General features: G+C 67.2%; 7 protein-coding genes. 4 read left to right on the forward strand and 3 right to left on the reverse strand.

Translation table 11 applies throughout. The annotated features are described in order from the left end of the window. Positions 1-79 precede the first annotated feature (79 nt). The 4 genes from ESB00_RS09865 (at position 80) to ESB00_RS09880 (ending at position 7,285) form a co-directional block, all read left to right on the forward strand. Positions 80-2,488, forward strand: coding sequence for an ABC transporter permease (locus tag ESB00_RS09865; protein ID WP_129047522.1), 2,409 nt, complete (start codon positions 80-82; stop codon positions 2,486-2,488). Between the two features lie 104 nt (positions 2,489-2,592). After that, positions 2,593-3,858: a tetratricopeptide repeat protein gene (locus ESB00_RS09870; RefSeq protein ID WP_129047523.1), complete on the forward strand. Its 1,266-nt coding sequence runs from the start codon at positions 2,593-2,595 to the stop codon at positions 3,856-3,858. Between the two features lie 197 nt (positions 3,859-4,055). Continuing rightward, positions 4,056-6,596 carry an ABC transporter permease gene (locus ESB00_RS09875; RefSeq protein WP_129047524.1) on the forward strand — a complete coding sequence of 847 codons (2,541 nt, stop codon included), beginning with the start codon at positions 4,056-4,058 and terminating at the stop codon, positions 6,594-6,596. 188 nt (positions 6,597-6,784) lie between these two features. Continuing rightward, positions 6,785-7,285: an RDD family protein gene (locus ESB00_RS09880; protein ID WP_129047525.1), complete on the forward strand. Its 501-nt coding sequence runs from the start codon at positions 6,785-6,787 to the stop codon at positions 7,283-7,285. A gap of 39 nt (positions 7,286-7,324) precedes the next feature. On the opposite strand, the gene ESB00_RS09885 is transcribed toward ESB00_RS09880, so the two are convergent. The 3 genes from ESB00_RS09885 to ESB00_RS09895 form a co-directional block, all read right to left on the reverse strand. After that, positions 7,325-10,432 (reverse strand): efflux RND transporter permease subunit, encoded by a 3,108-nt coding sequence (locus tag ESB00_RS09885; RefSeq protein WP_129047526.1) that lies wholly within the window; start codon positions 10,430-10,432, stop codon positions 7,325-7,327. Between the two features lie 109 nt (positions 10,433-10,541). Beyond that, positions 10,542-13,643 carry a multidrug efflux RND transporter permease subunit gene (locus tag ESB00_RS09890; RefSeq protein WP_129047527.1) on the reverse strand — a complete coding sequence of 1,034 codons (3,102 nt, stop codon included), beginning with the start codon at positions 13,641-13,643 and terminating at the stop codon, positions 10,542-10,544. Positions 13,644-13,709: 66 nt separating this feature from the next. Continuing rightward, a complete protein-coding gene (locus tag ESB00_RS09895; RefSeq protein WP_129047528.1) occupies positions 13,710-14,933 on the reverse strand; it encodes an MdtA/MuxA family multidrug efflux RND transporter periplasmic adaptor subunit in 1,224 nt (407 codons plus the stop codon). Between the last annotated feature and the right edge of the window lie 102 nt (positions 14,934-15,035).

Consider the following 15,035-nt stretch of genomic DNA (forward strand, 5'->3'; position numbering starts at 1 on the left):
CAAGGATCAAGTATCAGGAATGACGCCTTCGGGCCTCCTCTTGATCCTTGTTACTTGATCCTTGGCACTTCTCCTTCCCATGAAATTCGCGCTCAGGTCATTGCTGAAGAGCCCGGGGTTTACGATTATCGCGCTGCTGACTCTGGCCCTCGGCATCGGCGTGAACACCTCGATGTTCAGCCTGATCGACGCCCTGCTGTTCAAGGCCGCTCCGTTTCCCGAACCGGCCCGCCTGGTGATGCTCCAGCGCATCACGCCGCAGGATCAGGACAACGAGTTCTCCGCCACCGAACTGCGCGACATTCAGGAAAAGAGCACCTCCTTCCAGGACAAGTTCGTCTTCACGCGCGACTTCTCCGCCGTGGCCGATGCCGGCCAACCGGCGGAGCGGCTCAACGGCATCTTCGCCGATGCCGGCATCTTCACCACGCTGGGCGTGCAACCGCAGATCGGCCGGCCCTTCACGATGGAGGAATGCCAGCCCGGCAAGGACCAGGTCGTGCTGCTGTCCTACAGCAACTGGCAGCAACGTTACGGCGGCGACCCGTCTGTCATTGGTCGCATGCTGCGCATTGACGGCGATCCCCACACGATCATCGGCGTGATGCCGGCGGACTTCGAATACCGTTTTCTCTGGGGCGAATCCTCCTTTTGGCGCCCTCTCGCTTACACTCCCCAGCAATCCAGCAATCGTGGCATCCGCATCTTTTCGTTGATCGGACGCCTCCAGACCGGGCGGACACCTGAACAGGCCGCCGCCGAACTCGGGCCCCTCGCTTCCGCGTGGCAGAAGGAGTTTCCCCAGGACTACTCCGGCATGCGTTTCGCCGCGCCGCTGCTCCACGAGGCGCTCATGGACGGTGAGAGCCGCAAGATCTCCTGGATGCTGCTCAGCCTCTCCGGCTTCGTCCTGCTGATCGCCTGCGCCAATCTCGCCAACCTGCAGCTGGCGCGGGCCACCGTTTCCGTGCGCGAGTTCGCCATCCGCGCCGCGCTGGGGGCCTCGCGTGCCCGTCTCATCGGGCAGCAGCTCACGGAAAGCCTGTTGCTGGCGGTGGTCGGCGGCGGCCTGGGTCTGTTGATTGCGCTCTGGGTCAACAGCCTCCTCGAGGCCAATGTCCGCATCGGCGAAAAGGCCGGCGGGCTCAAGCTGCCCATCGACGGCAGCGTGTTGCTCGCCACCATCGCCGCCTCCGTGCTCACGGGCGTGATTTTCGGGATCGTGCCGGCCTGGATCGCCTCGCGCACCGATGTCGTCGGCACGTTGAAATCCCAGGGCCGCGGCACCACCTCGGGCCGCAGCCACCACCGGATGCGTCACATCCTCGTGGTCGCCGAGGTCACTCTCGCCCTCGTGCTGCTCGGCGGCGCCGGCATGATGCAACGCGGCTTCGCCCGGATTCTGGCGCTCGAAACCGGCTGGGACACCAAGCATGTCCTCACTGGCGTCCTGCCCATGCCGGAAAAGCGTTACGAGTCGTCCGAGAAGCGCCTCGAATTCTTCCGCAGCATCGAGAACCGCGTTGGCAGCCTGCCGGGCGTTCAGGGTGTGGCGCTGTCCACCTCGCTTCCGCTCTGGCACTACGGCAACGTCCGTCAGATCACCAGCGAAGCGCTCAGCGGGGCCGATCCGGCCACCCTGCCCCGGGCCAGCCAGGTGATGGTGACCTCCGGCTACTTTGACACCCTTGGCATCAAGCTGGTCGAGGGACGCATCTTTCCGCCCGATGTGAAATCCGCCGATGCGGAGCAGGTCGTGATCAACGACGCCCTCGCCAAGCAATTCTGGCCCTCCGTCAGCCCCCTCGGCCAACGCCTCGGCCTCGTGAACAACGGCCAGACCAAGTGGGTCGAGGTTATCGGCGTGGTGCGCAGCGCGCAGTCAGCCGTCGCCTTCACCAATCCGCCGACCAGCTTCCAGGTTTATCGCTCCGTCGCGCACGAGCCCTGGACTTGGATCCGTTTTGCCGTGCGGAGCGAAAATCCCGCCGCCCAGATCGAGAGCGTGCGCCGCGCGGTCGCGGAGGTGGACCCCGATCTCCCCGCCGATCAACTGATGACGGTGGACCAGTTCGTGCAACGTCAGCAGCACAATCTGGTCATTGTCGCCCAGCTGCTCACGGGTTTTGCCGGCCTCGGCCTCGTGCTGGCCGCCGTCGGCCTCTACGGCGTGATTTCCAACATTGTCGCCCAGCGCACCGGCGAATTCGGCATCCGGCTCGCGCTCGGTGCGAAGCCTTCCGATGTGCTGAAGCTCGTGCTCGGGCGCGGGCTGTTGCTCACCGCAATCGGCCTGGGCCTGGGCCTGGCTGGCGCCTACGGCCTCGGCCTGTTTCTCGGATCCTTCATGCCCCGCATGATCGCCACCGACCCGGTCGCCCTCTCCGGCACCGCCGCCCTCCTCTTCGCCGTTGCCGCCCTCGCCTGCTGGCTCCCCGCCCGCCGCGCCACCAAGGTGGATCCGCTCGAGGCGTTGCGCGCTGAATGAGGCGCATGGCGAAGTAACAAGTTTCAAGGATCAAGTAACAAGAGCAAAACCCAATACCCCCTGCATCTTGTTACCTGCCACTTGATACTTGTTACTTAACTCAAATGCACCGCCTGCTCACGCTATTCCTGATCGGCGCCACTGCCCTCTCCGCCGCGCCCAAGCATGCGACCTTGCTCCGCGAGGCGGGCGCCGCCGCCAAGGCGGGTGACAACGCCACGGCTCTCGCGAAAATGGAGGAAGCCGCGCAGTTGCGGCCCGACTACCCGCGGGTGCAGATCAATCTCGCCCGTCTTTACGCTGCTCAGCAACGCCCGGACGCCGCCCTCGCCGCCCTGCAGCGCCTCGCCGACATGGGCCTGCAGATGAACGTCGCCGCCGATCCCGGCCTCGCCGCGTTAAAGGAGCTGCCCCGGTTCCAGACTCTCGCCCAACAGCTTGCGGTTGGACCCGACGCGACAGCCGCGTCCGACGAAGCCTCCTTTGCACTCACCGACGTCACCGGCATCATCGAAAGCTGCCTCGTGGACCCGGAGACGCTCGTCTGGTATTTCGGTGACGTGCGCAACCGCTGCATCTGGGTGCGCGACGTCAGTTCCGGCACCGCCCAATTAAGGAAATTCACCCACGACGACGATGCCCTCGACGGCGTGTTCAAGATCGCGCTCTCTGCCGACCGCAAAACCCTCTGGGCCGCCACGGCCACCGTCGGCGTAATGACCGGGTCCGACGCCGAGGACGGCAAGCGCACGGCCCTCGTCGCCATTGATTTCGCCACCGGCCGCGTGCGCGCCCGCTATCCCGTGCCCGCCGACGGCCGCAATCATCTGCTGGGCGACTTTGTGATCGCTGCCGATGGCTCGCTCTACGCCACCGACTCCGTGTCCTCCGTCATCTGGCGGCTCCCCGCCGGGGGCACCGCGCTTGAACCCTGGCTAGAAAGCGACGAGTTCCTGAGCCTGCAGGGCATCGCTTTGGACTCGGCCGGTCAGCACCTCTGTGTCGCCGACTACGCCAACGGCATCTGGCGGATCGCCACCGATACCAAGACGCCCACGCTGCTGACCGCCCCGGCCAACGCCACGTTCTTCGGCATCGACGGACTCTACGCTGTTCCTGGCGGCATCCTGGCCGTCCAGAACGGCGTGAACCCCCAGCGAGTGCTCCGGATCGATCTTCCCTCTGGAAAAAAACCGCTCGTCCGCGCCGTCGCCCAGGGCCGCCCCGCCATGACCGACCTCGCCCTCGGCCAGGTCTTCAACGGTCGCTTCCACTTCGTCGGCAACAGTGGCTGGGCGCTCTTCGACCCGCCGCCCACCACCCCGCCCGCCGCCCGCACGGTCACGATCCTGTCCACGGCCGTCGAGTAGCTCCCCTCGGCAGGAGCCTGCTCCTGAATGCTGCGCCTCAAGGTGGAGCGACCTGCACCTCAGGGCGATTTGTCCGTTGCGGACATCCTCAGCGCGTTGTGGAGCAACGCGCTCCACCTAGACAGAGTCACAGGCTTAGTCGGTTTTTCCTGCAACTGCCGCCCTTTGCCCGTGTTTTGGAGGGAACCGCGCGCTGCATGCACACCCTCCTGTCGGACCTGAAATTCTCCCTCCGTCTCCTCGCCAAAGCCCCCGGCTTCACGGTCGCCACTATCGGCGTGCTGGCCTTGGGCATCGGGCTGAACACGGGGATGTTCACCTTCATTTACAACCTTGCGTTCAGCCCGCGCCCGCTGGCCGAGCCCGACCGCATCGTCCAGGTCTATACGCAGAACCGGAAGAACCCGGAGGAATACCGTCTGTTCTCCCACCCGCTCTGGCGCGAACTCACCGCCCGCCGCGACCTGTTCAGCGACGTGCTGGCCTTCAACCATACGCTCGTCGGCCACCAGGAGGGCACGGACACCCGCCGGGCCTTTGCGTCGATCATCAGCGCCAACTACTTCACCACCCTCGGGGTCCCGCTGGCGCGCGGACGCAGCTTCACGGCCGAGGAGGAGCGTCCGGGCGCGGCCCTGCCCGTGGTGATTGTCAGCCACACCCATTGGCGGAAAACCGGCTTCGCCGCCGACATCCTCGGCCGCACGCTCCGCATCAACGAGCGCACCTACACCATCGTGGGCGTCACGCCCGAGGGGTTCAGCGGCACGACGATGGTCTTCGGGCCGGAGTTCTACTTTCCGCTCGGGGTCTTTGAGACGCTGGAAAACTTCACCGTCGGCGAGGAGCGCCGGCAGCTCAGCCAGCCCGATACCTACAAGTTGTTTCTCGTGGCGCGACTTGCGCCCGGCGTCGAGATCGCCTCCGCGCAGTCGGCGCTGGATGCCCTCGGCACCAATCTCGAACGGGCCTTCCCGGTGGAGTTCAAGGACCAGACCGTCACCGTCGCGCCGCTGCCGCGGCTCGGCACGAGTTCCGCGCCGCAGGCGGAAAGCGCGGTCACCGTGTTCTGCCTCGTGCTGATGGGGCTGGCGGGCTCGGTGCTGCTGATCGTGTGCCTGAATCTCGCCGGTCTGCTGCTCGCGCGCGGGCAGACCCGGCGCAAGGAGTTCGCCATCCGCCTCGCCTTGGGCGGGAGCCGGAGCCAGCTCATCCGACAGCTGTGCCTGGAGGGCCTGTTGCTCGCCCTGGTCGGCGGCGGCCTCGGCCTGCTGGCGGCGCAGGCGAGCCTCGACCTGATCGCGGCGTCCCTCGAGTCGCGCCTGCCCGTGGGTCTGTTCAGCATCTCTGCCGGTTCGGGTCCGGTGCTGGCGGCCACAGCGGTGATCTGCCTCGGCGCTACGCTGGCGTTTTCCTTCGGACCGGCCCTGCGGCTTTCCCGCGGCGATGTGCTCACCGACCTCAAGCAGCAGGCCGGCGAGTCCGCCGCCGAACCCCGCCGCGCGTGGTGGCGTCCGCGTCACCTGCTGGTGGTGACGCAGGTCGCGCTTTCGTTGTGCCTGCTGATCGTCGCCGGCCTGTTCTTGCGCACGGCCGCCGACACATCCAACGCCGACCATGGTTTCGACGCCGACAACACCGTTGTAGCCGAGGTGGACTCGGGTCTGGGTGGACTCGACGAGGCGCGCAGCCTCGATCTGTTCCGCGTTGCCCAGGAGCGCTTGGCCGCGCTGCCCGGCGTGCAAGCCGTCGCGATTGGCGCCATCGTGCCCTACGGGTTCGTCAGCAACGGCCGGATGGTCCGGCGCGACGGCCCGGCCCTGCCCGACGACGCCAAACCCGTCACCGCCGCCGAGGGCCGCGCCTTCTCGGGCAGCTGGAACGCTGTCGGGGCGGATTACTTCACTGCGATGAACCTGCCCCTGAAACGCGGCCGCGCCTTCAGCGTGACCGAGGCCACGCAGCCCGGGGCGCCGCGGGTCGTGATTCTCGACGAGGTGCTCGCGCGCCAGCTCTGGCCGGACGAGGACGCCGTCGGCAAGTTCGTGCGCTTCACCGGGGAACGGCACGCGCAGGTGGGCGCCATGCAGGTCGTCGGCATCGCCGGCACGACCCAGGTTGACTATTTCTCGGACGACGTGGGCGGCGCCGTCTATGTGCCCTTCGCCCAAGGTTACGTTTCCAACGTCCATTTTCATGTCCGTCCCGCCGTGGACACCGAGGCCGCGGCCCTCGCGCTTGTGCCGGTGGTGCGCGAGACCCTCCGCGACGCCGCCAGCGGCGTGCCGGTTTTCAAGGTCCGCACCTTCAAGCAACACGCCGAGACCTCGATGGAGGTGTGGGCCGTCCAGCTCAGCTCCGCGCTGCTCATCACCTTCTCCGGCTTCGCCATGTTCGTCGCCGTGGTCGGCATCTACTCGGTAAAGTCCTACCAGGTCGCCCGCCGCACCCGCGAGATCGGCATCCGCATGGCCCTCGGCGCCCTGCCCGGCTCCGTGCAGGCGCTGATCCTGCGGGAGGGCCTGGCCACCGCCGCGCTCGGCATCGCCGCCGGGCTCCTGCTCGGCGTGGGCGTCAACCGCCTGCTCAGCTCCGTGCTTGTCGGTGCCAAGGCCTTCGACCCCGTCGTGCTCTTGGTGGCCGCGGCCGCATTCTTTCTCGCCGCCGCCATCGCCTCTTGGCTCCCCGCCCGCCGCGCCACCCGCGTCAACCCGCTCGACGCCCTGCGCGCGGAGTAGGCTTGTCTCTAAACTGTAGGGCGGGGTCACCGAACCCCGCTTGGATCATGGCGGGATAAGCGATCCCGTGCTCCACACCGCCGATCGGAGGTTGAAAGCAAACACTCCGATCTCCTTCCTGTCCCTCGGCGGGCAAAGCCAGCGCAGGCTTTCTGTGCAACCTCTGTTCGCTGCTGTCCCTGTCGATCATGAGAGACTACCGATATCAGACTATTGGCGCGCGCTTCGTAGCCAGTGTGATCGATTCACTCGTGTTCCTACCCTTCATATGGACGTGGTTTCTGGTCGGGAAGTCCGAGCTTCTGCTGTGGCTGTATGGGATTGCGATGTTTGGTGTGAGCACAGCCTACTTTGTAATTCTCCACGGACGCGATGGGCAGACGCTCGGCAAGCGGTTGATGAAAGTTCGGGTAGTCAGAGCCGATGATGAAAATCGTATATCCTATCGGCAGTCGATGTGGCGCGAGTCCCCCTGGATCACGATCAATGCAATACTTCTCATCATCGAAGCCGTAAGTGTCTTCCCGGGGCCGTATGTTCATTCCACAACGCTGGGCGCGATATACGATGCGATAAATGCTCTTTCTTATGGCTGGATTATTTGTGATGCCGGGACAGCCATTTTTACCACCAAGCGGAGATCACTGCACGATCTCATTGGAGGGACTGTCGTGGTTCGGGAAACTTGAAGGACCGCAAAAACCTGCGGATCACCGGCCATCTCGCCCTCAGGCTTCGACCGCCTTCGCCGCTTCCACCGGGTTGAGGCGGCCCAAGCGGGTCAGCACGCGCAGGCGCATCCGGTCGAGCCAGAGATAGACAACCGGCACAGTGTAGAGCGTCAGGAGCTGGCTCACGACGAGGCCGCCGACGATGGCGAGGCCGAGCGGACGGCGCATCTCGACACCTTCGCCGGTGGACAGCACCAAGGGGAGCGCGCCAAGCAGCGCGGCGAGGTTGGTCATGAGGATCGGGCGCAGCCGCAGCTGCGCGGCCTCGAAGATGGCCTGGCGCGGCGAGAGCTGGTCTTGCCGCTCACGGACGAGCGCCACGTCGATCATGAGGATGGCGTTCTTCATCACGATGCCGATGAGCAGGAACAGGCCGAGCAGCGCGATGAGCGAGAACTCCGTGCCAGTGAACCGCAGCGCGAGCAGCGCGCCGAGTCCGGCCGAGGGCAGCGTGGACAGGATCGTCAGCGGGTGCACCAGGCTCTCGTAGAGGATGCCGAGCACGAGATAGACCGCCACGAGCACGCCGAGCAGCAGCCAGTGCTGGTTTTCCAGCGCGCTCTGGAAATTGTGCGCCGAGCCCGCGAGCCGCGCCTGCACCTCCGTCGGGAGCATGATCTTCGCCATGGCCCGGTCGATGGCGGCCAGCGCCTCCTGCAGCGACACGCCGGGGGCGAGCGAAAAACCGACGTTCTCCGCCACGAACTGCTCGCGGTGGCGCACCCGGTCCTCGATCAGCGAATACTCGTAGCGCGTGAAGGCCGAGAGCGGCACGCGCGAGCCGTCGCGGGCGATCACCTCCACCTGGTCCAGCACCACGGGGTCCTCCGTGTATTGCGGCTCCAGTTCCATGATGACGCGGTATTGGTTGAGGCGGTCGTAGAGCGTCGCGACCTGGCGCTGGCTGAAGGAGTTGTTCAGCACCTGCGTGATCATGCGCATGTCCACGCCGAGCCGGCGCGCGGCCTCGCGGTCGATGGTGAGCATGACCTGCTTGGTGCCGCCGTCGTTGGGCGTGTCCACGTCGGTGATCTCGGGGATCTCCTGCATCGCGCGCGCGATCTTGGGCTGCCACTCGCGCAGGAGCGCCACGTCGTCGGTCAGCAGCGCGAGTTCGTAGGAGCCGGCGTCCGAGGTGCGCGGGGGCTGGATGTCCTGCGAGACGTTGAGCCAGAGCATGCCGCCCGGCACGGGCGGAGACTGGAGGCGCAGGCGGTTGATGACCTCGCGGGCGCTGGCGTCGCGCTCGCTGCGGGGTTTCAGGCGGATCATCAGCCGGCCGTTGCTGATGCCGGCCCAGCCGCCGCTGAAGCCCATCACGTCCTCCACCGCCGGATCGGCCATCACCAGTTTGCGGTAGGCCTCGATCTTCGGCTGCATGACCTGGAACGAGAACCCGTCGTCCCCGCGCACGAAGCCGTCGAGCTGGCCGCTGTCCTGCTCGGGCAGGAAGCCCTTCGGCGCGCTGTAGTAGAGCGAGATGTTCAGCGCGATGATGCCCGCGAGGATGAACAGCGTGAGCCCCGTGTGCCCGAGCACCCAGCCGAGCGAGCGGGCGTAGCCGGTTTTGACGGAATCAAAAAAACGCGAGCCCGCCTGCCGCAGGCGGCCGGGAGCGCTGGCGTGCTTCGGCTGCAGCCAGCGGGCGCAGAGTGACGGCGTCAAGGTGAGCGAGACGACCAGCGACACGAGCATGGCGGCGGCGAGCGTGATGGAAAACTCGCGGAACAGCCGCTCCACCAGCCCGCCCATGAAAAGGATGGAGACGAACACCACGATGAGCGATAGGTTCATCGCCAGCAGCGTGAAACCGACCTCCCCCGCCCCGCGCACGGCGGCGTCGAGCGGCGCGACGCCCTGCTCGATGTGGCGCGAGATGTTTTCCAGCACCACGATGGCGTCGTCCACCACCAGCCCGGCGGCCACGATGAGCGCCATGAGCGAGAGGTTGTTCAGCGAGAAGCCGTAGAGGTACATCACGCCGAAGGTCCCGATGATGGACACCGGGATGGCGAGCGTCGGGATCAGCGCGGCGCGCGGGCTGCCGAGGAAGAGGAACACGACCAACATCACGAGCGCGGCCGCCAGAAACAGCGTGCGCTGCGACTCCTGCAGTGTGCCGCGGATCGAGGGTGAGCGGTCCATCACGACCTTCAGGTCGGCGTCGGCCGGCAGCAGCGCGCGCAGGGCGGGCAGCTGGGCGTTGATGGCGTCGATGGTCGCGATGATGTTGGCGCCCGGCTGGCGGCTCACCATGACCAGCACGGCCGGCCGGTCGTTGTGGAAGCCGCTGCTGTGGCGGTTTTCGACGGAGTCGCTGACCTTCGCCACGTCGCCCAGCCGCACGGGCGCGCCGTCGCGGTAGCGGAGGATGATGGGCAGGTAGTCCTCGGCGCGCCGGAGCTGGTCGCTGGCCTGGACCTGCCATTGCCGGCCGCCGCCCTCGATGACGCCGCGCGGCTGGAGCGAGTTGGTCGCGCCGATGGCGGCGCGCACCTCGTCGAGCGCGATGCCGTGGTGCGCCAGCTGGTGCGGGTTGAGCTGCACGCGGATCGCGGGCAGCGAGCTGCCGCCGACGGTCACCTCGCCCACGCCGTTCATCTGGGAGATCTTCTGCGCGAGGATGGTGGAGGCAAAATCGTAGAGCTGGGCCGGCGAGAGGTTGGGCGAACTCAGCGCAAGCGCCATGATGGGCGCCGCCGAGGGGTTGATCTTCCGGTAGGACGGGTTGCCCGGCATGCCCGAAGGCAGCTGGCCGCGCGCGGCGTTGATCGCCGCCTGCACGTCGCGCGCCGCGTCGTCGATGTCCCGGTCCATGTCGAACTCGAGCATGATGCCCACGCTGCCCTGCCGGCTGTCGGAGGTGATGGCGGTCACGCCCGCGATGCTGCCGAGCGCACGCTCCAGCGGCGTGGCGACACTCGTGGCCACCGTCTCGGGACTGGCCCCGGGCAGCGACGCGCCGACGCGGATCACGGGGAAATCCACTTCCGGCAGCGGTGCCACCGGCAGGAGCCCGTAGGCCAGGGCGCCCATCAGCACGAGCGCGATGGCGAACATGCCGCTGGCCACCGGGCGGCGAACGAAGGGGCGCGCGAGGTTCATGAAAATTCCTCCGCGCAGCTCCCTTGTGGGGTCGTCGCTTGCGACGACCTTGCGGCCGAGGTCGGCCCAAGGGCCGACCCTACAGGAAGGGATCGCAGTCGTCTGTTCCTCATAACGACACCTTCTCCAATTCCGCCGCCACCGGGAATGGCGCCTGCGTGCCCTTGCCCTGCGAACGGCGGGCCAGGCGGTCGAAGAACAGATACACCACCGGCGTCGTGAAGAGCGTGAGCACCTGGCTGACCAGCAGGCCGCCCACCATGACGAGGCCGAGCGGCTGGCGAAGCTCGGCGCCCGAGCCGGTCGAGAACATGAGCGGCAACGCCCCGAACAGCGCGGCGAGCGTGGTCATGAGAATCGGCCGGAACCGCAGCAGCGCCGCCTGCCGGATCGCCTCGCGCGGCGAGAGACCCTCCCCGCGCTCGGCCTCGAGGGCGAAGTCCACCATCATGATGCCGTTTTTCTTCACGAGGCCGATGAGCAGGATGATTCCGATGATCGCGATCATGTCCAGGGGCCGGCCGGTGATCCACAGTGCCAGCAGCGCGCCGACCGCCGCCGAGGGCAGCGTCGACAGGATGGTGATCGGGTGGATGGCGCTCTCGTAGAGCACGCCCAGCACGAGATACATGGTCACGATCGCCGCGAGGATGAGGAAGAGCGTGCTCGAGAGCGAATCACGGAAGGCGTGCGCCGCGCCCTGGAACCGCAGCTCGATCGCCGCGGGCAGCTCCAACTCGGCCGCCGCCGCCTCGATGGCCTCGACCGCCGCGCCGAGCGAGGCATCGGGCCCGAGGTTGAAGGAGATCGTCACGGCCGGGAACTGGCCGATCTGGTTGATGAGGAGCGTGGCGGAGCGCTCGCTCACCCGGGCCACGCTGGCCAGTGGCACGGCGGCGTTGCCGTTGCCGCGCACGTAGAGGCCCTCGAGGGCCTGCGGACCGGTGGCGAGCCGCGGGTCCATCTCCAGCACCACGCGATACTGGCTGGACTGCGTGAACAGCGTGGAAATCTGCCGTTGCCCGAAGGCGCTGTAGAGGGCGTCGTCGATCTCCGACACGGTTACGCCGAGGCGGCTGGCGGTGTCGCGGTCGATTTCGAGGAAGGCCTGGAGGCCGCGGTTCTGGAGATCGCTGGCGACGTCGGCCAGTTCGGGCCGCTCCTGCAGGTGGGCGACAAACTTCGGCGCCCACTCCTCGAGCAGGTCGGCGGCGGGCGAGGTCAGCGTGAACTGGAACTGCGTGCGGCTCACCCGGTCCTCGATGGTCAGCTCCTGCACGGGCTGCAGATAGAGCGTGATGCCCGGCACCGCGCGCGCGGCGGTGCGCAGACGGTCCACGATCTCCAGCGCCGAGGCATCGCGTTCGCCGTGGGACTTCAGGTTGATGAGCATGCGTCCGCTGTTGAGCGTGGAGTTGGTGCCGTCCACGCCGATGAACGACGAGAGACTGTGGACCGCCGGGTCGGCCAGGATCACCCCGGCCAGCGCCTGCTGGCGCTCGGCCATCGTGCTGAACGACACGGATTGCGGCGCCTCGGTCACCGCCTGGATCGCGCCGGTGTCCTGCAACGGGAAAAAGCCCTTCGGCACGACGAGATAGAGCAGCGCGGTGAGCGCGACGGTTCCGACCATCACCCAGAGCATGGGCCGCTGGCGTTCCAGCACCCAGTCGAGCCACACGCCATAGCGGTCGATGACCCGGTCGAGAAACCCGCCCTGTCCGTGCGGATCGAGCGACGGCAGCATGCGGGCGCACATCATCGGCGTGAGCGTGAGCGAGACGACGAGCGAGATCAGGATCGAGACGGCCAGCGTGATGGCGAACTCGTGGAACAGCCGCCCCACCACCCCGCCCATGAAGAGCAGCGGGATGAGCACGGCCACGAGCGAGACCGTCAGCGATACCAGCGTGAAACCGATCTGCCCGGCGCCCTTGATCGCCGCCTCCATCGGGGAAAGGCCCTCCTCGCGGAAGCGCGCGATGTTTTCCAGCATCACGATGGCGTCATCCACCACGAAGCCCGTGGCGATGGTCAGCGCCATCAGCGTGAGGATGTTGATCGAGTAGCCGGCGAGGTACATTACGCCGAAGGTGCCGATGAGCGAGAGCGGCACGGCGATGCTCGGGATGATCGTGGCGGCGGGCTTGCGGAGAAACATGAACGTCACGAGCACGACCAGCGCGATGGCGAACACCAGCTCGTGCTCCACGGCGCGCACGGAGGCGCGGATGCTCTGCGTGCGGTCGGTGAGCACGGCGAGTTCGACGGCGGCGGGCAAGCTGGCGCGGAGCTGCGGCAGAAGTTCCTGCACGCGGTCCACGACCTCGATGACGTTGGCGCCCGGCTGGCGCTGGACGTTGACCAGCACGGCCGGCAGGCGGTCGGCCCAGGCCGCGAGCCGGCGATCCTCGGTGGCCTGCTCGATGCGCGCGATGTCGCCCAGGCGCAGCGGCGCACCGTCGCGCCAGGTGATGATCAGATTGCGGAACTCCTCGACCGAACGGAGCTGGTCGTTGGCGTCCATGAGGATCGTGCGCACCGGGCCGTCGAAGCTGCCCTTCGGCGCGTTGACGCTGGCGGCGTTGATCGCGGAACGGATGTCGGCAAAGTTGAGCCCGCGCGCGGCCAGCTCCCCGGGGTTCACCTGCACGCGGATGGCCGGGCGCTGGCCGCCGGCGAGGCTCACCAGTCCGACGCCGGGCAGCTGCGCGATCTTCTGGGCGATGCGCGTGTCCACGAGGTCGTGCACCTCGGGCAGCGGCAGCGTGGCCGAAGTGACCGCGAGCGTGACGATCGGCGTGTCGGCGGGGTTGACCTTGCGATAGACGGGCGGCGCCGGGAGATCGTTGGGCAGGAGGTTGTCGGCGGCGTTGATGGCGGCCTGGACTTCCTGCTCGGCCACGGCCATCGGCAGATCGAGGGAGAACTGGAGGGTGATGACCGACGCTCCGGCCGAACTGGCCGACGACATCTGGTTGAGGCCGGGAATCTGGCCGAAGCGGCGCTCCAGCGGCGCAGTGATCGCGCTGGCCGTGACGGCCGGGCTCGCGCCGGGCTGGAAAGTGAAGACCTGGATGGTCGGAAAATCCACCTGCGGCAGCGCCGCTACCGGCAGAAGGCGGTAGGCCATGATGCCGCTCAGCAGCAGCGCCGCCATGAGCAGGCTCGTGGCGACCGGACGCAGGATAAAGGGGCGCGCGAGGTTCATGTGCTACGGGTCCGGCCGGAGAACGAATTTCGATGAGCGGACATGGGAGCAATCATCCCGGAAGCGTTACTCCTTCCTTTTCTTTCCGGCGGGCGGCGGGCCCGGGGGCGGCGTGACGGCCACGCCGTCCTCGACGATCACCACGTTGCGGCCCTCGCGCAGCCGGTCGATGCCCTCGAGCACGACCGGCTCGCCCGGCGTCAGGCCGCTCAGCACGACCTGTTCCTGGCCCTCGGCGGGCCCGAGCGTGATCTCCCGCACGGTGGACTGGTTTTTGTCGTTCACGACAAACACGTAGGTGCCGCGGGAGCCGAACTGCACGGCGGCCGCGGGGATCACCACCGCGTCGGCCAGCGTGCGCACGCGCAGGCGGACGTTGACGAACTGGTTCGGAAAAAGTCGCTCGTCGGCGTTGGCGAACTCGGCCTTCAGGCGGACGGTGCCGGTCGCGAGGTCAATCTGGTTGTCCACGGTGGTGAGCACGCCGGTGGCGAGGAGGTTCTGTTCGCTGCGGTCCCACGCCTCGGCGACGAGCTTCTCGCCTGCGCGCATCGGCTCGAGCACCTTGGCGAGATCCACCTCGGGCACGGTGAACATGACGGAGATCGGTTTGGTCTGCGTGATGACGACGAGGCCGTTGGTGTCGTTGGCACGGACGAGATTGCCGGCGTCCACCCGGCGCAGGCCAAGCCGGCCGGAGATGGGTGCCTCGATGCGGGTGTAGGTCAGCTCGAGTCGTGCGTCGTCCGCCGCAGCCTTGTCGGCGGCGAGAGCGCCCTCGCGCTGGCGGACCAGGGCTTGCTGCGCCTCCATCTGCTGGCTGGTGACGAGGCTTTTTTCGTAGAGCTGGCGGAAGCGCTCAAGGTCGGCGCGGGCGGTTTCGAGCTGGGCGATGTTCTGCTGCTGGCGGCCCTCGACCTGCGCCAGCGCGATGCGGTAGGGCTCCGGGTCGATCTCGGCCAGCAATTGTCCGGCCTCGACCTGTTGGCCTTCGTCGAACGCGACCTTCAGCAACTGGCCGTCCACGCGGCTGCGGACGGTGACGGTGTTGAAGGGCGTGACCGTGCCGATGGCCTTGAGGTGAATGCCGAGGTTGCGGCGCTCGGCCTTGACGACCCGCACGGGCATGGCCGGGGAATTGGACGTGCCGGCCCACGCCGGGTTCGGGCCCCAACGGTTCCCGGTCGGTTTTTCGCGGGAGCTGAAATGCCAGACGCCGGCAGCGATGACCAAAGCAATGACGACGTAGAGGACCCAGCGGCGCCGGGATGACGGGTGTTTATCGGACATGATGGGTGTGCGAGGGAGAGACGCCGGAGCCATCGCGACCGTTTCATCAGCAACGACTTTTATCGTCTCAACCCCGGGCTGAAACCTAGAGGGTTCAGCCCG

The organism is Oleiharenicola lentus (assembly GCF_004118375.1).
Lineage (GTDB): Bacteria > Verrucomicrobiota > Verrucomicrobiia > Opitutales > Opitutaceae > Lacunisphaera > Lacunisphaera lenta.